A 20,586-nucleotide genomic window follows, 5' to 3' on the forward strand; every position below is an offset into this window, starting at 1 on the left:
TCCTGCGGTAGCGGCTCTGGAGGCATCCTAGCTTAGATTCAATCTAAAGTTGAGCGGTGTCCGGCATGAGGGTGGGCCCTCCGGCCGGGTCAGTGCTGGCTGTAGCCGTCCAGGAAGTTCCCGATCCGGGTCACCGCGTCGGCCAGGTCGGGCGCCGAGGGCAGGGTGACGATCCGGAAGTGGTCCGGCTCGTGCCAGTTGAAGCCCGTCCCGTGCACCACCATGATCTTCTCGGCCCGCAGCAGGTCCAGGACCATCTGCCGGTCGTCCTTGATCTTGTAGACGTTCGGGTCGAGCCGCGGGAAGAGGTACAGCGCGCCCTTCGGCTTCACGCACGTCACGCCAGGGATCCGGGTCAGCAGCTCGTACGCCGTGTCCCGCTGCTCCAGGAGCCGCCCGCCCGGCAGCACCAGGTCCTCGATCGACTGCCGCCCCTGAAGGGCCGCGGCCACCGCGTGCTGGGCCGGCATGTTGGCGCACAGGCGCATGTTGGCCAGGATCGTCAGGCCCTCGATGTACGAGGAGGCGTGCGCCTTCGGGCCGCAGACCGCGAGCCAGCCGGAGCGGAAGCCGGCCACCCGGTAGTTCTTGCTCATCCCGTTGAAGGTGAGGACGAGCAGGTCGGGGGCGATGGCGGCGGTGGGGGTGTGGGTGGTGCCGTCGTAGAGGATCTTGTCGTAGATCTCGTCCGAGCAGACCACCAGGTTGTGCCGGCGGGCGATCTCCGTCAGCGAGCGGAGCATCTCGTCGTCGTAGACGGCACCGGTCGGGTTGTTCGGGTTGATGATCACGATCGCCTTGGTGCGGTCGGTGATCCTGCGCTCGATGTCGGCCAGGTCCGGCATCCAGTCCGCCTGCTCGTCGCAGCGGTAGTGCACGGCCGTGCCGCCCGCCAGCGAGACCGAGGCGGTCCACAGCGGGTAGTCGGGGGCGGGGACGAGCACCTCGTCGCCGTCGTCGAGCAGCGCCTGCATCGACATCTGGATCAGCTCGGAGACGCCGTTGCCGAGGTAGATGTCCTCGACGGAGAGCGGGATGCCCTTGGTCTCGTAGTGGCTCATCACCGCCCGCCGGGCGGAGAGCAGGCCCTTCGCGTCGCCGTAGCCGTGCGCCTCGGAGAGGTTGCGGAGCACGTCCTCGAGGATGGCCGGCGGACACTCGAAGCCGAAGGCGGCCGGGTTGCCGGTGTTGAGCTTGAGGATGCGATGACCCGCAGCCTCAAGCCGCATCGCCTCTTCGAGCACCGGGCCCCGGATTTCGTAACAGACGTTGGCGAGCTTCGTGGACTGGATCACCTGCATGACGAGAGCTTACGGCGGGCCCGGGCGACGCGCTTCGTGTTTTGGAACACGTCGGGCAGTCGCGGCGCTGTGACCCACGTCGCTCGCGCGGTGTCGTGCTCCCTACAATCCCGCTTCGTGAACCAGTACGACACGGGGGCCGACGACGCCCCGAGAGGGCGCCGCCGCCACGCCTCCACGCGCCGCGGCGCCGCGCCCGTCCTGCTGATCGGGGGCGGCGCCGTCGTACTCGGAGTGCTCGGTGCTCTTGCCGCGTTCACGGGCGGGGCCTTCGACTCGGGGGCGGACCGGCGGGGGCCGGCCGTGGAGGGCGGCGGGCCGGGGATGCCGGCCCTGATCCAGCCAGGGGCGGGGCCCGGCGGCCGATCGGGCGATCCGGCGTCCGGGACGGGCGACCGGGCGCCGGCCGACGCCGCCGGGACGAGCGCCCCCGCGTCCGGCACGGCCGCCCCGAGCCGGCCGTCGGCCACGGCGGACGCCACGGCGACGACCGCGACCGGTCCGTCGCCGAGCGGCTCCGCCGAGGAGCGACCCGGGAAGTCGGGGGCCGCGCCCGGCGTCAGGAAGAAGCAGCGGTAGGAGACGGGGAGCACGTCCGCCGCCGCAGGATAGGTTGTCCCGTCATGTGGGTTTTCAGCACCGCCGGATGCCGGTGGCTCGGAGCGGCCGGATCGCTCGCCGTCACCGTGGGCGGCTGGGCGGCCGGGACGCTGCCCGTGCGCGGCGGCTGGGGGCTGTGGGAACCGCGGGGCTCCGGGCTCGCCGCCGGCGGGGCGGTGCTCGCGTACGCCGGACTGACGCTGCTGCTGCTCGCGTGGTGGCAGTACGGGCGGGTGCTCGTCGCGGGCGGCCGGGACCGGGACGGTGTGCTGGGCACGCTGGGCTGGTGGGTCGCACCTCTGGTGCTCGCGCCGCCGCTGTACAGCGCCGACGTGTACAGCTACATCGCCCAGGGCGCGATGGTCCTCGAAGGACACGACGTCTACGGCGCCGGGCCCTCCGTGCTCGCCCCCCACGAGCTCGGCGCCGACGCCGCCGCCAGCGTCGGCGGGCACTGGACGGACACCCCCGCGCCGTACGGGCCGGCCTTCCTCGTCCTCGCCGAGGGGGTCGTGAAGCTCACCGGCGGGTCGGTCCTGCCCGCGGTGCTGGGCATGCGGCTGATCGCGCTGGGCTCGCTCGCGCTGATCGTGTGGGCGGTGCGGGGGCCGGCGGGCGGCCGGTCGGGAGCGGTGTGGCTGGCCGCGCTGAATCCCTTGTTCCTGATCCACGTCGTCGGCGGCATGCACAACGACGGGCTGATGATCGGGCTCATGCTGGCCGGGGTGCTGCTCGCGGTGCGGGGGCGGTGGGTGCTCGGCAGCGCGGTCGTGGGGCTCGCGATGACGGTGAAGTCGCCCGCGGCCGTCGCGCTGCTCTTCCTCGGGGTGCTGGTCGCGCGGCGGTGGGGCGGTCGGAGGGCGCTCGGGGGGTTCGTCCTGCCGGGCGTCGTCGCGGGCGTGGTCGCCACCGTCGCGACGGTGCTGGCCGGGACCGGCTTCGGCTGGCTGCGTACGCAGAGTGTGGCGGCCGGCATCCATACGCCGCTCTCGGTGACGAGCGACCTCGGGCTCGGCCTCGGGCTGCTCTTCGGGGACGACCCGGAGCCGGTGAAGGGCGTCGTGCAGAAGCTGGGCCTGCTGGTCGCCGTCGCGGTCATCGGCGGGCTGGCCTGGCGCGCCTGGAAGGGCCGGATCGATCCGGTCCTCGGTCTCGGCCTCGCGCTCCTCGCGCTGGTCGCGCTGTCGCCGATGGTGCAGCCGTGGTACGTGCTGTGGGGGGTGTGCGTGGTGGCTTGCGCGACGGCGGGGTGGGGGAGCCGGCCGGCACAGTTCCTGGTGGTGCTGTCGGCGGCGCTCACGTACGAGACGGCGCCGTCCGGGCATACGCCGGCGTACGGCTTCGTGCTGGCGGGGGTGGTGCTGGCGGCGGGCCTGCTGTGGATGCGGCGGGAGCGGTGGGCCGGTCCGGGGCTCGGCGCGGCCGCCGCACTCGGTCCGGCCCCGGTGGGCGCGGCCCGCTGACGGCGCCGCCGTCGTGGTGCGCATGCCCACGACGGAACGGCGGGTGCCGGCTCAGCCCGGCGGGGTCCTGCGGATGGTGCGGCCCGCCAGGGTGTCCGTCCTCCGGCCGTCCTCCATGACGAACCGGCCGTCGACCAGGACGTGGGGGATGCCCGCCGGGAGGGCGCGGGGGTTTTCGTACGTCGAGCCGGACGCGATCGTCGCCGGGTCGAAGAGGACCAGGTCGGCGCGGTAGCCCTCGCGGACGAGGCCGCGGTCGGGGAGGCGGAGCCGGGTCGCGGGGCGGGAGGTGAGGTGGGCCACGCACTCCTCCAGGGTCAGGACGGACTCCTCGCGGACGTAGCGGCCGAGGTACTCCGGGAAGGTGCCGTACGCCCTCGGGTGGGGCTTCGTGCCCTGCAGGATGCCGTCCGAGCCGCCCGTGTGGACGCGGTGGCGCATGATCGCGCGGACGTTCTCCTCGTGGCCCACGTGCTGCAGGATCGTCGTGCCCAGCCGGTCGGCGAGGAGCAGGCGGCGGGCCGTCGGCCAGCCGTCGACGCGGCGGCCCACGTGGTCCGCGAGCGCCGGATCGGTCACGCCCGAGATCTCGATCGTCTCCCACTCGACCGGGACCCCGTGACAGCCGTCCGAGCCCAGCTCCTCCAGGTGGTGGCGGATGCGTTCGGCGGTCGCCTCGTCACGCAGCCTCGCCAGCAGGGCCTCCGGGCCGCCCTCGTGCGCCCAGCTCGGGAGGACCGCGACCAGGGTCGTGCAGCCGGGGGTGTAGGGGTAGCTGTCCAGGGTGATGTCCGAGCCCGCCGCCAGGGCCTCGTCCAGGAGGGACAGGAGCTCGGGCGCCCGGCCCTTGTTCACGCCGAAGTTCATCGTCGCGTGGGCCAGGTGGAGGGCGCAGCCCGCCTCCCCGGTGAGCCGCACCATCTCCTCGTACGCTTCGAGGGCGCCCGCGCCGTACGAGCGGTGGTGGGGGCAGTAGTAGCCCCCGTACTCCGCCACGACCCGGCAGAGCTCGGTGAGTTCCGCGTCGGGGGCGTACATCCCGGGCGTGTAGGTCAGGCCGGAGGACATGCCTACCGCGCCCTGCTCCATGCCCTCCGCGACCAACTGCCGCATCCGGTCCAGCTCGGACTCCGTCGCCGGGCGGTCGTCCCAGCCCATCGCGTACATCCGGACGGTGCCCTGGGGGACGAGGTAGGCCGCGTTCACCGCGATGCCCTGCCGGTCCAGGCGATCCAGGTACTCGCCCACCGTCCGCCAGTCGAAGTCGATGTCGTCGCCCGACCCGTTCCAGCCGGTGATGGCCTTGCGCACCTCGGCGAGCGTGCGGTCGTCGACCGGTGCGTACGACAGGCCGTCCTGGCCCAGGACTTCGAGCGTCACGCCCTGCGCGGCCTTGGCGCTGTGGTCAGGGTCGCGGAGCAGTGCGAGGTCGCTGTGGGCGTGCATGTCGATGAAACCGGGGGACAGGGCGAGGCCCTCGGCGTCCATGACGCGCCGGGCGGTGGGGCGCTGGCAGCCGGCCGCCGCACCCTCCTTGACGATGGCGGCGATCCGGCCGCCGTCGATCGCGACGTCGGCGCGGTAGGAGGGCGCGCCGGTGCCGTCGACGACCTCCGCGTCGCGGAAGACGAGATCCATGCCGGTCCCCTTAGAAGAAGGTGCGGATGTAGTCGACCACCGTGCCGTCCGCTTCCACCAGCGGGATCAGCTGCCACTTGTCGAACGACGTGCACGGGTGGGACAGGCCCATGCCGAGCCAGTCGCCGACCTCCAGATCGGCGCCCGCCTCCGTGCGCACCCAGCCGTGCTGGTCGGACAGGCCGGTCACGGCGATGCCGTCGGCGGGGCGGACCTCGCCGGTCCTGGCGTCGAGCACCACCTGCGCCTCGGGCAGGTGGAGGTCGTACGCGGCGTCCCGCTTGCCCGCGTTGGTGAAGGCCTGCTCGGGGGTCGGGCGGGAGACGACCTGCGCCCACAGCCGGAACGCGGGCTCCAGGGCGCCCTCTTCGGGGACCCGGTTGAAGGGCGTGAGCGTGCGGTAGTGGCCGCTGTCGTGCGACACGTACGCGCCGGAGCGGAGCAGCTTCAGGACGGGCAGGGAGAGCGCGGGGAGCTCGGCGAAGACCTCGGCCACGGTGTCGAACCACGCGCTGCCGCCCGCGCTGACGACGATCTCGCCGATCTCCGGGGCGAAGCGGCCGGCCTTGTCGAACTCGGCGGCCAGCGCGGTCAGCCGGCGCAGCCAGGCGCGGACCTTCTCCTCGTCGGCCTGCGGGACCTCGCCCTCGTAGCCGGCCACACCGACCAGGCGGAGGGTCGTGGCCGCGGCGACGGCGTCGGCGACGGCGGCGCAGTCGGCCTCCGTACGGGCGCCGGTGCGGGCTCCGTCTCCGGCGCCGAGCTCGATGACGACGTCGACGGGGCGGGCGTCCGCGGGGCCGGTGTCCGCCGAGGCGGCGGCGCGCGCGACGCGCAGGGCCTCGTCCATCAGCTCGACGCCCCGGACGGAGTCCACGTAACAGACGAAGCGGAAGTCCGGGTCGGCGTCCAGCTCGGCGGCCAGCCAGCGCAGGGCGACGGCGTCGACGAGCTCGTTGGCGAGGAAGATCCGGGCGACGCCGTGGGCGCGGTACACGCGGGCCTGGTGCGGGACGGCGGCGGTGATGCCCCAGGCGCCGTGCTCGATCTGGCGGTCGAACAGCTGCGGGGCCATCGAGGTCTTGCCGTGCGGCGCGAAGGCGAGGCCGTGGCGCTCGGCGTACTCCTCCAGGAGGCGGAGGTTGTGCTCGACGGACTCGGCGGAGAGGGCGAGGACGGGGGTGGTGAAGCCGCCGGTGAAGAGGTTGCGGCGCTGCGCGGCCAGCTCGCCGACGGTCAGGCCCTCGGCGTCCGGCGGCAGGGCCTTGAAGCGGTGGTCGACTACCTCGTTGGCCAGGTCCGGCATGGGTCTCCTCCTCGTTGAGGGCGGGTTCGTTGCAACATGCGCAACAGTCATTGCGTATACCGCTTATGGCTGTCTAACATCCGGGCCAACGCCGGGTCAATGGACCCGCAGGACCCGCAAGGAGCCCGAAGGTGACCGGAACCCCGCCCGTGGACACGGCCGTCGAGCCCCTCGGCGCCGACGTCGTCTGCCTCGGCGAGTCCATGGTCACCTTCCTGCCCGCCCGCGCGGGCCGCCTCGCCGACGTACCCTCCTTCGCCCGTGCCATCGGGGGCGCCGAGTCCAACGTCGCGTGCGCGCTCGCCGCCGCCGGACACCGTACGAAATGGGTCGGACGGGTGGGGCGGGACGGGTTCGGGGACCACCTGGTCGAGACCATCGGGTCGTACGGGGTCGACGTCTCGGCGGTACGGCGCGATCCGGACCGGCCGACCGGCGTCTACTTCCGCACCGCGACCGACCGGGCCGGCGACGCGCACGAGGTCGCCTACTACCGGGCCGGGTCGGCCGCGTCCGCGATGTCGCCGGAGACCGTTCCGTGCGAGAGCATCGCGGGCGGCCGGATCCTGCACCTGTCGGGGATCACCGCCGCGCTGTCCGGGCCGTGCCTCGCGCTGATGCGGGCGCTCACCGCGCCATGGCCCGGCCGCCCCCTCGTCTCCTTCGACGTGAACTTCCGGCCGGGGCTGTGGCGCGACCCGGTGGACGGGGGGCGGGTCCTTCTGGAGCTGGCGCGCGGGGCGGACCTGGTGTTCGTCGGCGCCGACGAGGCGGAGGAGGCGTGGGGGATCGGGGAGCCCGACGGGATCCGAGCGGTGCTGCCGGAGCCGGAGGTGCTGGTGGTGAAGCGGGGAGGGGACGGGGCGGTGGTGTACGAGCGCCGCACGTCGGACCCCGCCTTCCCGTGGCAGGCCGGCAGGTCGGGTCGTCCGGCGTCGCGCAGCGGCCCCGGCCCCGACTCCGCCCCCGGCCCCGGCCCCGGCCTCGCCCCCGGCTTCGCCCCCGCCCCCGGCCCCGCCCCCGCCCCCTGCCTCGCCCCCGGCCCCGGACCCGACACCGTCACCCACGCCCCCGCCCCCCGCGTCGACGTCGTCGCCCCCGTCGGTGCCGGTGACGCCTTCGCCGCCGGGTTCCTGTCCGGCACCCTGCGCGGACTGGGGGCCAAGGAGCGGATGCGGCACGGGCATCTCATGGCCGCAGCCGCGCTCACCGTGCCCGGGGACCTCGCCTTCCCGCCCGCCCGTCACCCGACCACCACGCCGCACGGAGCCGCTGCGGGGCGCCCCTCCTGGATCGCCCACGCCGACCGGCTCGCCGCACTCGGTGACGAGGGCTGGGGGAGACTTCAGCTCGGCCCCGGCTGGACCGGGGAGGACCAGGAGGGACGTACGTCATGAGCCAGACCGTCGACCGCGCGCTCAGCATCCTGCCGCTGCTCGCGCAGGGGCCCGCCGACCTCGGGCAGGTCGCCGAGCGGCTCGGTGTCCACAAGTCCACCGCCCTGCGCCTGCTGCGCACCCTGCACGAGCACGGGCTCGTCTACCGCCAGCAGGACCAGCGCTACCGCCTCGGCGCCCGGCTCTTCGCGCTCGCCCAGGAGGCCGTGGAGAACCTCGACATCCGCGAGATCGCGCACCCCCACCTCACCGCACTCAACGAGCAGATCGGACACACCGTCCACCTCGCCGTCCACGAGGAGGGCGAGGTCCTCTACATCGACAAGGTCGAGAGCCGCTACCCGGTCCGCATGTACTCGCGGATCGGCAAGCCCGTCGCCATCACCGTCGCCGCCGTCGCCAAGCTGCTCCTCGCCGACCTGCCCGAGCCCGAGCGCCGCGCCCTCGCCGCCAAGCTCGACTACCCCCTGTACACACCCCGTTCGACGCCCAACGCCGCCGCCTTCCTCAAGGAGCTGGCGACCGTACGCGAACAGGGCTGGGCCACCGACCTCGGCGGCCACGAGGAGTCCATCAACTGCATCGGCGCCCCCATCCGGGGCGCCGACGGCCGTGTCGTCGCCGCCATGTCGGTGTCCGCGCCGAACGTGGTGGTGACGGCGGAGGAACTCCTCACCCTCCTCCCGCTGGTGCGCCGCACCGCCGACGACATCAGCCGTGACTACTCAGGCAACACCCCTCACAAGGACCGGACATGACCGAGAAGATCGCCCTCACCCCCGCCACCCACACCGCCCCGCCCGCCAGGTTCTCCCACGGCGTCAAGAAGGGCAACATCCTCCAGGTCGCCGGCCAGGTCGGCTTCCTGCCCGCCGCCGAGGGGGAGCCCCCGACGCCGGCCGGACCGACCCTGCGCGAGCAGACCCTCCAGACCTTCGCCAACGTCAAGGCGATCCTGGAGGAGGGCGGCGCCACCTGGGACGACGTGATGATGATGCGCGTCTACCTCACCGACGTCGGCCACTTCGCCGAGATGAACGAGATCTACAACGCCTACTTCGAGGAGCAGGGGCTCAAGGCCCCCGCCTCCGCGCGTACGACGGTCTACGTCGGGCTGCCCAAGGGCCTCCTCATCGAGATCGACGCCCTCGCCGTCCTGGGCTGAGGACCAGCTGATTCCCCTGCACCACCACCAGCACCAGCCGCTCCACGGCACGGCGTTCACCCCCGGAACGCCGTGCCGCGCTCCCCCCTACCCGAAAACCGAGGTCCCCCCGTCATGATCCTCGCCGCGGACGCCCCACCCGCCCCGCCCCACACCGGCGGCCTGCTCCTCCTCGTACCCGGCACGGCCGGGCTGCTCACCGTCGCCGCCCTCGGCATCGCCCTGCTGCTCTTCCTGATCATCAAGGTCAGGATCCAGCCCTTCGTCGCCCTGCTCGCCGTCTCCATATCCGTCGGCCTCGCCGCAGGACTCTCGGTCACCGAGCTCTTCGGCACCGTCCAGAAGTCCGCCGCCACCTCCGTCATCGAGACCGGCATGGGCGGCATCCTCGGCCACGTCGCCATCATCATCGGCCTCGGCACCATGCTCGGTGCCATCCTCGAAGTCTCAGGCGGCGCCGAGGTGTTGAGCAGTCGGCTGCTCGACCTCTTCGGCGAGCGGCGGGCCCCGCTCGCGATGGGTCTGACCGGCCTCATCTTCGGCATCCCGGTCTTCTTCGACGTCGGCATCTTCGTCCTCGCACCGATCGTCTACGCCGCCGCCAAGCGGTCCGGCACATCGATCCTGCTCTCCTGCATGCCCCTGCTCGCCGGCCTGTCGATGACCCACGCGTTCCTGCCGCCGCACCCCGGCCCGGTCGCCGCCGCGGGCCTGCTGCACGTCTCGCTCGGCTGGGTGATCCTCATGGGCGTCGGCGTCGGCATCCCCGCCGTCCTCGCCGCCTGGGCGTACGCCGCCTGGATCGGCAAGCGCATCTTCGTCGAGGTCCCGCAGGACATGGCGGAGGCCGCCGAGGAGGCCAGGCGGAAGGTCGCGGCCGGGCGCACGGGCGGCTCGGAGGCCCCGGTCCCGCTGGGCACCGTCCTGTTCATCATCGGTACGCCGCTGGTACTGATCCTCGCGGCGACCTTCTCGTCCATCGCGCTCGACCCCTCGACCCCGCGCTCGGTGATCGAGTTCTTCGGCAACCCGTTCGTCGCCCTGACGATCGCCCTCGTCCTCGCGTACTACCTGCTCGGCATCCGCCGCGGCTGGACCCGCAAGTCCCTGGAGCAGGTGTCCACCTCCTCCCTCAAGCCGGTCGGCAACATCCTGCTCGTGGTCGGCGCGGGCGGCGTCTTCGGCGCGATCCTCAAGGCGAGCGGGGTGGCCCAGGCCCTCTCCGACACCTTCCACGACGTCGGCCTGCCGGTGATCGTCCTCGCCTACCTGATCTCCCTGGTCCTGCGCGTCGCCCAGGGCTCGGCGACGGTCGCCATCGTCACCACCGCCGGCATCGTGCTCCCCCTCGTCGAGGGCGGCGACCACTCCCAGGCCTTCCTCGCCCTGGTCATCATGGCCATCTCGGCGGGCTCGATCTTCGCCTCGCACGTCAACGACGGCGGCTTCTGGATCGTGTCGAAGTACTTCGGCATCTCCGAGCGGGACACCCTGAAGTCCTGGACGGTGCTGGAGTCGGTGCTCTCGCTCGCCGGATTCGCGGTGGCGGCACTGCTCAGCCTCGCCGTGTAGCGGGGCGGCTGTTGCTCTCACAGCCACGTCGTCCATACTTCCGGCGTGGATCAGCGCACAGGACTCAGCATTCAGCCCCTGCAAGGCGCCGCGGCCGACCCGGCGTTCGTCCCCGGCATCACCGGCCCGCGCCCCGGGGAACCGGAGGATGCGGTGCCCCAGGGCGTCGTCGGCGAGGACGTCGTCGACGAGGGCGCCGCGGCGGAAGACGTCGCGGAAGAAGCCGAGAGCGGCGTCGAGGGCGGCGTCGAGGGCGGCGTCGAGCAAGACGTCGCGGAAGAAGCCCATCCCGGCGGCCCCGTGTTCGAGGCCGCCGACCGGCGGGCCCGGATCGTCGCCGACGCCGCCGGCGTACGCCTGAGCCTCGACGAGGAGAGCTGCGAGTTCCGCTGGGACGAGATCGCCGCCGTCGAGACCGGGTCGGGCCGTTTCGGCAAGCGGTTCACCGTCACCGTGCACACTCCTGACCGGCGCTGGTTCCCGATCGATGTCGAGGCGCCGGCCAGGGTGCGCATCACGGAGTGGGAGTCACAGCTCGACGCGGTGCTGGACGCCTACTTCGACGAGAGCGCCTAGCAGTACTGCGCGGCCTTTCCGATGGAGCGGTACATGCAGTCCGAGTTCTCCAGGAGCTGGAGCACGGCGTCCTTGTTGCGGCTGGTCTCGCGCTCGATCACCTCGTCGGGCGGGTAGAAGCCGCCGTCCCAGGACGAGCTCGGGTACATCTCGAAGGTGTACGAGAAGATCTTCTGCGAGCCCCAGAGGTAGTCGTCGATCGACCCGTCGGTGATGTAGAGGTCGCTGGACTGCTCGGGCGTGTAGCCGTTGCTCGCCGCCATCTTCTGGCCGACCGTGGCGAAGGCGTCGCGGTCGTCCTGGGTCATGCCGGTGGCCGTGTCGGCGTTGGTCCAGCCGAAGGGCCACAGGACCAGCTCGCTGTACGTGTGGAAGTCGATGCCGGCCTTGATCTGCTGCTTGCCGCCCACCACGCGGGAGCGGACGAAGTCGGCGACGACCTTCACCTCGGGGGCGGACTCGGGTGCGGCGCCGCGGTAGGTCTCGGAGCTCTTGGAGCCGGAGGAGCCGCCGCAGCAGCCCCACTTGTAGTTCCAGTTGCGGTTGAGGTCCGTGCCGACGTACGAGGAGCCGGAGTTGGGCTGGCGGTTCTTGCGCCAGCTGCGGTAGGAGCCGCTGGCGATGTCGTACTCGCCGCCGTCGGGGTTGAGGTCCGGGACGATCCAGATCTCGCGGTTGTTCACCATGTTGGTGATCCGGGAGTCGGTGCCGTAGCCCGCGCCGAGCTCGCGCAGCAGGTAGAGCGCCATCTCGACGGTCAGGTGCTCGCGGGCGTGCTGGTGGTGGGTGAAGAGGACCTCGGGCTCGGCCTCGTCGGTGCCGACGTTGTCGCTGATCTTGACGGCGATGATGTCGCGGCCCTGGTGGGTCTTGCCGATGACCCGCTTGTTCATGATCGAGGGGTAGGCGGCGAGGCGCTGGTCGATCTCGGCGTTCATCTCCGCGTAGTTGTGGTACTTCGCGTCGGCGGAGGGGAAGTCGAGCGGGCCGATGCCCTGGCTCTGGCCCTTGCCGGCGCCGCGGTCGGGCGGGGCGGGCAGGGCGACCGGCTTGTAGCCGAGGCTCTTGAGGTGGGCCAGCTGTTCGGCGTCGGCGCTGACGACGACCGCGCGGGCGTCGACCTCGTCGATGGAGACGCCGGTGGCGGTGAGGGCGGAGCGTTCGGCGGCGGTGGCGGGGCCGGCGATCTCGTACTGCCGGATCACCTCGTCATCGGTGCCGTTGGCGGCGACGGTCGGCGCCGGGTCGGCCCCGGCGGGAGTGGCGAGGGCGGAGATGGGCGCCGCGAGTGCGAGCGCCAGGAGGGCCGCGAGGGTGGCGGACCTTCGCCCGCGGGAACCTCGGGTACGAAGTCGCATGCTGTCTCCTGGGTGGGGAGTGTGGGGGAGTGCGACAGACGGTCGTACGGGTGGTGACATGGTGAGCCTGTGACATGAACCGGTCAAGGAGTGGAGTTCGGCCACATTCTCCCGCTCCCGGGCCGGGAAACGGCGCAGCGCCGCCGGGGAAGCGGCGGCGCTGCGGGAGATTCCCCCGGAGGGAGGACCCGGGGGAAGCGGGGTGGAGGCTGTTACGGCAGGTTGTGCACGTGCGGGCCCACCGCGTTCGACCAGGCGTTGCCGGCCGTCGCGTCCCAGTTGGTCGACCAGGTCATCGCGCCGCGCACGTTCGGGTAGGTCTGCGACGGCTTGAAGCTGCCGCAGCCGGTGCCCCGGGCGAGGCAGTCGAGGGCGTTCTTCACGATCTGCGGGTCCACGTAGCCGCTGCCCGCGCCCCGCGTCGAGGCGGGCACGCCCAGCCCGACCTGGGAGGCGTCGAGGCCGCCCTGGAGCTGGATGCAGGCGAGCGCGGTGAGGAAGTCCACCGAGCCCTGGCTGTAGACCTTGCCGTCGCAGCCGAGCATCGAGCCGCTGTTGTAGTACTGCATGTTGACCACCGTGAGGATGTCCTTCACGGCGAGCGCGGTCTTGAAGTACTCGGTTCCGGTGTTCTGCATGTCGATGGTCTGCGGGGCCATCGTCAGCACCATCGACGAACCGGCCTTGGCGGAGAGCTGACGCAGCGCCTTGGTCAGGTACGTGGCGTTGATGCCGTGCTCCAGGTCGATGTCGACGCCGTTGAAGCCGTACTCCTGCATCAGGGCGTACGCGCTGTCGGCGAAGGCGGTCGCGGAGGCGTCACTGTTGATGGTGACGTTCCCCTTCTCGCCGCCGACGGAGATGATCACGGACTTGCCGGCCGCCTTCTTGGCCGCCACGTCGGCCTTGAAGTCGGCGGCCGAGGCGTAGCCGACGGCAGGGTCGAGGTTGAAGGTGATCTGGCCGGGCGTGGCCGTGGCGTCCGCGAACGAGACGGCGATGATGTCGTACTGCGACTGGACGTCCCGCAGCTTCTGCACGGTGGCGCCGTTGTTGAAGTTCTGCCAGTAGCCGGTCAGCGCGTGCTTGGGCACGGCCGGGCCGGGGCCCGGGTTGGTGACCTCGGAGGTCCGCGCCGAGACGGCGGCGGACTTGGTGGACTCGCCGGCGGCGTTGGTCGCGGAGACCTGGAACTGGTACGTGGTGTTGGCGGCCAGGCCCGTGACGGTGGCGGAGTTGTTGCTCACCGACGTGGCGAGGGCGCCGTCCTTGTAGACCTTGTAGCCGGTCGCGTTGGAGACCGCGCCCCAGTTCAGGGAGACCGAGGACGAGGTGACGGAGCCCGCGGCGAGGCCGGTCGGGGCGGCCGGGACGGTGGGGGCCGGGTCGGTGCCGCCGCCCCCGTCGGGACCGAAGACGCTCACGTCGTCGACGGAGTACGCGGCCGTGCCGTACCACCCGTGCGTGTAGATCTGCACCGAGGTCGTGTTGGCGCCCGTGGTGAACGTGGTGGTCAGCTGCTTCCAGCCCGCGCTGTCCGGGGTCCAGGTGGAGACGTCGGTGGTGCCGGTGCCGGTCGCGCCGAGGTACGCGTAACCGCCCTGGACCCACGCGCTGAGCGTGTACGTGGAGCCGGGCTTCACGGTGACTGTCTGCGTGCACCTGGCGTTGTCGAGGCCGGCCGGGGTGGCCCGCAGGGCGCCGGCCCCGGTGCGTACCGGTGAGGAGACGACCGTGCCGCTGCCCGCGGAACAGGACCAGTTGGCGAGGCCCGACTCGAAGCCCGCGTTCTTGGCCACGTTGACGTCCGCGGCCTGCGCGGTGCCGGCGCCGCTGACGAGGACGAGCCCGGAGCCGACGGCGAGCGCGAGCGCGCCGCCGGCCAGTCTGCGGCGGTGCGCGCGTGTGGTGGTGCGGTCCACTTGCTGCCTCCGAGGGGGAGTGGGGGAGGAGAGGGGAGGGGTGCGGAACGGTGGCCACCGTCGGGGGACAAGCTGGTCCAGACCAATTCAGTTGTCAAGACCTCTGGAAGGAACCGCAGTTCAGGACCGTCCGAAACGATCGAGAAAGTGACGGAGCTTGAAGGATTGTCTGTTCACCACCCCGGGGGACGTGGATAAGGTGCAGGGGCGGTAACGCTGCGAACGCAGCAAGTGATCAACGAGTGGTCAGTGAGGGATCGGGGGAGCCCGACGTGCCGACAGCGATTGCGGTCACCAGCGCCGACCTGGTGCTGCCCCCGACCGATCCCCAGACACCCCCGGCGGCCGTCCTGCCCGACCCCGCGACCCGGCCGCTCGACGCCTCCCTCGCCGACGTCCAGCTGCTGCTCGACCGGCACGGCCATCTGGTCGTCGTCTGCCCCACCGCGGCACCGCCCGCGACCGAACAACGCCTGCGCGCCGTACGCTCCCTGCTCGAATCCGACCGGATCGCGATCGTCAGGACCGACCTGCCGCCGCTCGGCGCCGCCGTCCTCGTACGGCAGCTGCGCCAGCTCTCCGGCTGCGACTTCAGCCCCGGCGTCCTCGCCTCCGCCGCCCGGCTGCTCGCCCACTACGTCTACGCGGGCGCCGTCCTCGGCTCCGTGGCCAAGCTCGACCGTGTACCCGTCGGACTGACCTCGCACGTCAAGGGCTGGCTCCCCGGCGCCCAGTTCGCCGTCCTCGCCGGGCCCGTCCCCCAGCTCGTACGGATCGGATCCGGCGGGCAGGGTGCCACCGACACCCTCGCCGGGCCCGAGTTCGGCACCGACCTCGTGCTCGCGCGCGGGCAGCTCCAGAGCGACTGGCCCACCACCGCCCTCGCGCCCCGCTGGCAGGTCCGCGCCGTCCAGGAGACCGCCCTGCCGGAGTCCTCACCCCGGTGGTGGGGCACGGGCAGGCTCGTCGAGTTCGCCGCCTACCTGCCCGATCTGCCCGTCCTGCACCAACTGGTCTCCTCCGTACGGCGCGAGACCTGCCACTGGTGCCGGATGGAGCTCATCGGCGACCGCTGCGGCTTCTGCGCCGCGCCCCTGCCCACGGCCGAACCGGCGGCCACGTCGCGATAGCCCCCGTCCCTGTTCCCGTTCCCGTCCGCGTCCGACCCTGTCGGCCCTTGACCGCCCGTGTCCGCCCGTGTCCGCCCCTTCGCTCCCGTCCGCGCGTCACCCGTCCACGATCGAGGTAGTACGGCCATGAACTCCCGCCAGCGCCGTGGCGTCATCCTGCTGCTGCTGTCCGTCCTGTGCGCCCTCGGCGCCTTCGCCGGCGTGCTCTCGGTGATCAGTGACGTGAACTCCAAGGTCGGCCCCGAAGTGACCGCGTACCGGATCAAGCGCGACGTCGCGCCCTACACCCCGCTCGGCCCCGGCCAGTTCGAGAAGATCACGATGCCCGAGCGCTGGCTCCCGGCCACCGCCGTCACCGACCTCGACCAGACCGAGGGCAAGATCGCCGTCACCACCCTCAAAGCCGGCTCCCTCCTCCAGAGCGACATGATCGTCAAGCGCCCCGCGCTCGAACCCGGCCAGCAGGAGATCGCCATCATGATCGACGCGGCCACCGGTGTGGCCGGCAAGATCACCCCCGGTGCCACCGTCAACATCTACGCCACCTTCGCTGGCGAACGCGGGGGCGCGGCCGCCCAGTCCAAACTCATCGTCTCCGGCGCCCGGGTCATCGACGTCGGCAGGCTCACCGCGCTCAGTCCCGACCGCGACGACCGCGGCAGCCGCGCCACCGACGCCGTCCCGATCACCTTCGCCCTCTCCGCCGCCGACACCCAGCGCGTCGCCTACGCCGAGTCCTTCGCCCAGCACGTCCGCCTCGCCCTCGTCGCCCCCGGCACCACCACCCCGCCCGACCCGCGCGACCGCACCTACACGCTCGACAAGGACAAGTGAGACCCGCAGATGACCACCAGGATCCTGCCGGCGGTCGGCGACGCGGACGCGGCCCGTGCGGTCACCACCCTGATCGGCCAGCTCCCCGACGCCGAACCCGCCGCCCCGGTCGCCGACTCCACCCAGCTCGTCGACACCCTCGCCCGGCTCGCCGCCGAGTCCCTCGACGAACTCCCCGAGGTCGTCCTCGTCCACGAGCGGATCGGGCCCGTCCCCGCCCTCGAACTCATCCGCGAGGTCGCCCTCCGCTTCCCCGCCGTCGGGGTCGTCCTCATCACCGCCGACGCCAGCCCCGTGCTCTTCTCCGCCGCCATGGACTCCGGCGCCCGCGGCCTGGTCACCCTGCCGCTCGGTTACGAGGAGCTGGCCAGCCGCGTCCAGGCCGCCGCCCAGTGGTCCGCCGGGGTCCGCCGCCACCTCGGCGCGGGAGCCGAGACGCTCGCCGGGCCCGGCGGCCGGGTCGTCACCGTCAGCGGAGCCAAGGGCGGCGTCGGCACCACCGTCGCCGCCGTCCACCTCGCCCTCGCCGCCCGCGCCTCCGGGCGGACCGTGGCCCTGGTCGACATGGACCTCCAGGGCGGCGACATCGCCTCGTACCTCGACGTGCAGTTCCGCCGCTCGCTCGCCGACCTCGCCGCCATCAACGACATCACGCCCCGGGTCCTCCAGGACGCCGTCTACGTCCACGAGACCGGCCTCGCCCTGCTCCTCGCACCCGGCGAGGGCGAACGCGGCGAGGAGGTCACCGACCGCTCCGCCCGCCAGATCGTCAGCGCCCTGCGCAGCCGGTACGAGGTCGTCGTCATCGACTGCGGCACCCACCTCGACGGCGCGAGCGCCGCCGCCGTGGAGATGGCCGAAACGGCTCTGCTGCTGACGACCCCGGACGTGGTCGCGGTGCGGGCCGCCAAGCGGGTCGTACGGATGTGGGACCGGCTCCAGGTCCGCAAGCCCGAGGAGACCACCCTGGTCGTCAACCGCTACCACCGGTCCACCGAGATCCAGCCCGCCCTCATCCAGAAGATCACCGGCACCCGCATGGCGGGCGTCGCCGTCCCCGCCCACTTCAAGGAGCTGGCCGCCGTCGTCGACGCGGGCCGGCTGCACGACCTCGACGCCCGGTCCTCGGTCAGGCAGGCGCTGTGGTCGCTGGCGGGGGAGCTGGGACTGGTGAAGGCGGCCGGCCAGGGCAGGGAACTGGTGCCGGCGCCCGGCGGCCGGGGCTCGCTCGGGCTGCGGCGCCGCGGGGGAGGGCGCTGAATGATGCTGGTCAGGCGGGACGACAGGGGACAGGTGGCGGTCGAGTTCGTCGGCATGCTGCCGCTGATCCTGCTCACGCTCGTGCTGCTGTGGCAGTGCGTCCTGATCGGCTACACGTACACCCTCGCCGGGAACGCGGCGGACGAGGCGGCGCGGGCGGGGGCGGTGGGGGACGACTGCCAGGAGGCCGGGCTGCGGAACGTCGAAGGGGCGTGGGCCAGGGGAGCCTCGGTGAGCTGCCCGGAGTCCGGCGGCATGGTGCGGGCGACGGTGACGCTGTACGTGCCGGTGCTCTTCCCCGGCGCGATCAGCTTCCCGTTCGGCGTGACGGGCGAGGCCGGGGCCGTATGGGAGGGAGACGAGCGATGAGACGCCCTTCGAACAGGGACCGGGACCGGGGCCAGGTGGCCGTCGAGTACCTCGGCTTCCTGCCCCTGCTGCTGCTGATCGGTCTCGTCGGCGTGCAGATGGGGATCATCGCGTATGCCGCCCAGCAGGCCGGTACGGGGGCGCGGGCGGCGGCGCGGGCGGCGAGCGTGGACGACGAGGCGTCCGTACCGGATCCACGGACGGCGGGGAAGGCGGCGATGAGCGGCTGGGTAGCCGAGGGCAGCGACGTCGATGTGGACGGCGGGGTCGCAACCGTCACCGTCGACGTCCCCTCCCTCATCCCGTTCATGGACAGGCCCAGGATCACCAAGACCGCCACCATGCCCGTGCCCGAGGAGGACCAGCCATGAGCCTTCGGGCCCGTATCCACACCCCCGAGGAGCACGGGGCGTCCGGCGGACGGGAGGACGGACACCTCGTCGCGTCCTTCCGCGCCAAGCTCCTGGAGGAGATCGACCTCACCGAGATGTCCGCGCTCGCGGCCGCCGAGCGCCGGGCCCGCCTGGAGCGCGTACTCGGCCACATCATCAGCCGCGAGGGCCCGGTGCTCTCCACGGCCGAACGCGCCCAGCTGATCCGCCGGGTCGTCGACGAGGCGCTCGGACTCGGCGTCCTCGAACCGCTCCTCGAAGACGCCTCCATCACCGAGATCATGGTCAACGGCCCCGACCAGATCTACATCGAGCGGGCCGGCCGGGTGGAGCTGCTGCCGCTGCGCTTCGCCTCGCACGAGCAGCTGATGCAGACCATCGAGCGGATCGTCTCCACCGTCAACCGCCGCGTGGACGAGTCGAACCCGATGGTCGACGCCCGACTCCCCTCCGGCGAGCGCGTCAACGTGATCATCCCGCCGCTCTCCCTCACCGGGGCCACCCTCACCATCCGCCGCTTCCCGCGCGCATACACGCTGCACGAGATGATCGGCCTCGGCTCGCTCGACGAGCAGATGCTGCTGCTGCTCTCCGGCCTCGTCCAGGCCAAGTTCAACATCATCGTCTCGGGCGCGACCGGCACCGGGAAGACCACCCTGCTCAACGCGCTGTCCGGGCTCATCCCGGACGGCGAGCGGGTCATCACCATCGAGGACTCCGCAGAACTCCAGCTCCAGCAGTCCCACGTGATCCGCCTGGAGGCCCGGCCGCCCAACATCGAGGGGCGCGGCCAGATCACCATCCGCGACCTCGTCCGCAACTCCCTGCGCATGCGCCCCGACCGCATCGTCGTCGGCGAGGTCCGCGGCGGCGAGACCCTCGACATGCTCCAGGCCATGTCCACCGGCCACGACGGCTCCCTCGCCACCGTCCACGCCAACTCCGCCGAGGACGCCCTCATGCGGCTGCAGACCCTCGCCTCCATGTCGGAGGTCAAGGTGCCCTTCGAGGCGCTGCGCGACCAGATCAACAGCGCCGTCGACGTCCTCGTCCAGCTCACCCGGCACCCCGACGGCACCCGCCGGGTCACCGAGATCGCGATCCTCGCCTCCAACGGCCCCGAGCGCTACCTCCTGGCCACCGTCTGCCGCTTCGACGCCCAGCCGCTCGCCGCCGACGGACGGGTGTACGGCACGTTCGCGTACCACCCGCTGCCGCGCCGGGTAGCCGAGCGGCTGTACATGGCGGGCCAGCCCGTTCCGCAGGCCTTCGGGGTGGCCGCCACCGACGTACAACTCGCCACCCGGGAAGCCAAGTAGGGGCGGGACGGGGAGAGACAGGGGAGATGACACCGTGAACCCGACACTGCTGACCGCGGGCGTGGCGCTGATCGCCGGCGTCCTCGCCGTCGTCGGCCTCCGGCTGTACGCGAGCGGGGCCGCCCAGCGGGCCGCGCTGATCGCCCGGCTCGCCCGGACCGGGGAGATGGGGGACGGGGCGGGCCGGCGCAGGCGCCCCTTCCGCGGCATCGACCGCAGGGTGCGGCGCACCGCCTTCGGGCGCAGGCTCGAACTCCGCATCGCCGCCACCGGACTCGACATCACACCGGGCGAGTTCGTGGTCGCCATGACGGTCACGGTCGCCGTCCTGTGGATCGCCGGACAGGCTCTGCTCTCCCCGTTCTTCGGGCCGATCTGCGGCATCCTCGGGGTGTGGGTGGCGATGGGCTTCCTCAACTGGCAGCGGCAGAAGCGCATCGAGCGGTTCATCAACCAGCTCCCCGAACTCTCCCGGATACTCGCCAACGCCACCCAGGCAGGACTCGCCCTGCGCATGGCCCTGTCCCTGGCCGCCGACGAGCTGGAGGCACCGGCCGGCGACGAGCTGGAGAAGGTCGCCCAGCAGCTCGCCGTCGGCACCTCCGTCGACGAGGCGCTCGGCGAGCTCGCCGAGCGGCTCCCGTCGCGCGAACTCGTCGTCCTCGTCACCACCCTGGTCCTCGCCAACCGGGCCGGCGGCACCGTCGTCTCCTCGCTGCGCAACCTCACCGAGACGCTGGAGGAGCGCAAGGAGACCCGGCGCGAGGTCCGCACCCAGCTCTCGCAGGTGAGCCTGACGGCGTACGCGGTCCCGGTCATCGGCGTCGGCTCGCTGCTGCTCATCGACAACATGCAGCCGGGCGCCCTGGACCGGATGACCGGCTCGGGCCTCGGGCAGCTCGCGGTGGTGCTCGCCTTCGGGCTGTACGGCGTGGGGTTCGTGGCCATCCGCCGCTTCGCGAAGATCGACGTGTAGGGACGGAT

The 20,586-nt window shown here is 72.3% G+C and carries 19 protein-coding genes; 14 read left to right on the forward strand and 5 right to left on the reverse strand.

Features of this window, described 5'->3' with window-relative positions; all coding sequences use genetic code 11:
* Positions 1 to 89 precede the first annotated feature (89 nt).
* Entirely contained in the window at positions 90 to 1,301 is a 1,212-nt protein-coding gene (locus ACIGEZ_RS11785; protein ID WP_399829108.1) for a pyridoxal phosphate-dependent aminotransferase, read from the reverse strand.
* Between the two features lie 117 nt (positions 1,302 to 1,418).
* On the opposite strand from ACIGEZ_RS11785, the gene ACIGEZ_RS11790 reads away from it, so the two are divergent.
* Positions 1,419 to 1,880 (forward strand): hypothetical protein, encoded by a 462-nt coding sequence (locus tag ACIGEZ_RS11790; RefSeq protein WP_399829110.1) that lies wholly within the window; start codon positions 1,419 to 1,421, stop codon positions 1,878 to 1,880.
* A 44-nt stretch (positions 1,881 to 1,924) separates the two neighbouring features.
* Positions 1,925 to 3,364: a polyprenol phosphomannose-dependent alpha 1,6 mannosyltransferase MptB gene (mptB, locus tag ACIGEZ_RS11795; protein WP_399829112.1), complete on the forward strand. Its 1,440-nt coding sequence runs from the start codon at positions 1,925 to 1,927 to the stop codon at positions 3,362 to 3,364.
* A gap of 51 nt (positions 3,365 to 3,415) precedes the next feature.
* On the opposite strand, the gene ACIGEZ_RS11800 is transcribed toward mptB, so the two are convergent.
* Together ACIGEZ_RS11800 and ACIGEZ_RS11805 are read right to left on the reverse strand one after the other, a co-directional pair.
* Positions 3,416 to 5,002 carry an amidohydrolase family protein gene (locus ACIGEZ_RS11800; RefSeq protein WP_399829114.1) on the reverse strand — a complete coding sequence of 529 codons (1,587 nt, stop codon included), beginning with the start codon at positions 5,000 to 5,002 and terminating at the stop codon, positions 3,416 to 3,418.
* Positions 5,003 to 5,012: 10 nt separating this feature from the next.
* The gene (locus tag ACIGEZ_RS11805) at positions 5,013 to 6,308 is read right to left on the reverse strand and encodes an alanine racemase (RefSeq protein WP_399829117.1); all 1,296 of its coding nucleotides are present in this window, start codon (positions 6,306 to 6,308) and stop codon (positions 5,013 to 5,015) included.
* Positions 6,309 to 6,439: 131 nt separating this feature from the next.
* Here ACIGEZ_RS11805 and ACIGEZ_RS11810 point away from each other — a divergent pair, with 131 nt between their 5' ends.
* From ACIGEZ_RS11810 to ACIGEZ_RS11830, 5 genes are all read left to right on the forward strand, one after another.
* Entirely contained in the window at positions 6,440 to 7,705 is a 1,266-nt protein-coding gene (locus ACIGEZ_RS11810; protein ID WP_399829120.1) for a sugar kinase, read from the forward strand.
* Entirely contained in the window at positions 7,702 to 8,463 is a 762-nt protein-coding gene (locus ACIGEZ_RS11815; RefSeq protein ID WP_399829122.1) for an IclR family transcriptional regulator, read from the forward strand. The genes ACIGEZ_RS11810 and ACIGEZ_RS11815 overlap by 4 nt, the downstream gene beginning before the upstream one ends.
* Complete coding sequence (locus ACIGEZ_RS11820; protein WP_399829125.1) at positions 8,460 to 8,870, forward strand: RidA family protein; 411 nt, start codon at positions 8,460 to 8,462, stop codon at positions 8,868 to 8,870. Before ACIGEZ_RS11815 ends, ACIGEZ_RS11820 begins: the two co-directional genes overlap by 4 nt.
* A 114-nt stretch (positions 8,871 to 8,984) precedes the next feature.
* Positions 8,985 to 10,442 (forward strand): GntP family permease, encoded by a 1,458-nt coding sequence (locus ACIGEZ_RS11825; RefSeq protein WP_399829127.1) that lies wholly within the window; start codon positions 8,985 to 8,987, stop codon positions 10,440 to 10,442.
* A gap of 45 nt (positions 10,443 to 10,487) precedes the next feature.
* Positions 10,488 to 11,018 (forward strand): hypothetical protein, encoded by a 531-nt coding sequence (locus ACIGEZ_RS11830; protein WP_399829130.1) that lies wholly within the window; start codon positions 10,488 to 10,490, stop codon positions 11,016 to 11,018.
* Here ACIGEZ_RS11830 and ACIGEZ_RS11835 read toward each other — a convergent pair.
* Positions 11,015 to 12,376, reverse strand: a complete 1,362-nt coding sequence (locus ACIGEZ_RS11835) for a M14 family metallopeptidase (protein ID WP_399829133.1) — start codon at positions 12,374 to 12,376, stop codon at positions 11,015 to 11,017. The genes ACIGEZ_RS11830 and ACIGEZ_RS11835 overlap by 4 nt on opposite strands.
* A gap of 212 nt (positions 12,377 to 12,588) precedes the next feature.
* Positions 12,589 to 14,298 (reverse strand): chitinase, encoded by a 1,710-nt coding sequence (locus ACIGEZ_RS11840; RefSeq protein ID WP_399829135.1) that lies wholly within the window; start codon positions 14,296 to 14,298, stop codon positions 12,589 to 12,591.
* Positions 14,299 to 14,570: 272 nt separating this feature from the next.
* Here ACIGEZ_RS11840 and ACIGEZ_RS11845 point away from each other — a divergent pair, with 272 nt between their 5' ends.
* From ACIGEZ_RS11845 to ACIGEZ_RS11875, 7 genes are all read left to right on the forward strand, one after another.
* Entirely contained in the window at positions 14,571 to 15,428 is an 858-nt protein-coding gene (locus ACIGEZ_RS11845; protein ID WP_399829137.1) for a hypothetical protein, read from the forward strand.
* A 126-nt stretch (positions 15,429 to 15,554) separates the two neighbouring features.
* Complete coding sequence (gene cpaB, locus ACIGEZ_RS11850) at positions 15,555 to 16,262, forward strand: Flp pilus assembly protein CpaB (protein ID WP_399829139.1); 708 nt, start codon at positions 15,555 to 15,557, stop codon at positions 16,260 to 16,262.
* Positions 16,263 to 16,271: 9 nt separating this feature from the next.
* A complete protein-coding gene (locus ACIGEZ_RS11855; protein WP_399829141.1) occupies positions 16,272 to 17,522 on the forward strand; it encodes a CpaE family protein in 1,251 nt (416 codons plus the stop codon).
* A complete protein-coding gene (locus tag ACIGEZ_RS11860) occupies positions 17,523 to 17,891 on the forward strand; it encodes a TadE/TadG family type IV pilus assembly protein (RefSeq protein ID WP_399829143.1) in 369 nt (122 codons plus the stop codon).
* Positions 17,888 to 18,262: a TadE/TadG family type IV pilus assembly protein gene (locus ACIGEZ_RS11865; protein ID WP_399829146.1), complete on the forward strand. Its 375-nt coding sequence runs from the start codon at positions 17,888 to 17,890 to the stop codon at positions 18,260 to 18,262. Before ACIGEZ_RS11860 ends, ACIGEZ_RS11865 begins: the two co-directional genes overlap by 4 nt.
* The gene (locus ACIGEZ_RS11870; RefSeq protein ID WP_399829148.1) at positions 18,259 to 19,602 is read left to right on the forward strand and encodes a CpaF family protein; all 1,344 of its coding nucleotides are present in this window, start codon (positions 18,259 to 18,261) and stop codon (positions 19,600 to 19,602) included. The genes ACIGEZ_RS11865 and ACIGEZ_RS11870 overlap by 4 nt, the downstream gene beginning before the upstream one ends.
* A gap of 34 nt (positions 19,603 to 19,636) precedes the next feature.
* Positions 19,637 to 20,578 carry a type II secretion system F family protein gene (locus ACIGEZ_RS11875; RefSeq protein WP_399829150.1) on the forward strand — a complete coding sequence of 314 codons (942 nt, stop codon included), beginning with the start codon at positions 19,637 to 19,639 and terminating at the stop codon, positions 20,576 to 20,578.
* Positions 20,579 to 20,586 lie beyond the last annotated feature (8 nt).

Source organism: Streptomyces sp. NPDC085481 (assembly GCF_044541845.1).
Lineage (GTDB): Bacteria > Actinomycetota > Actinomycetes > Streptomycetales > Streptomycetaceae > Streptomyces.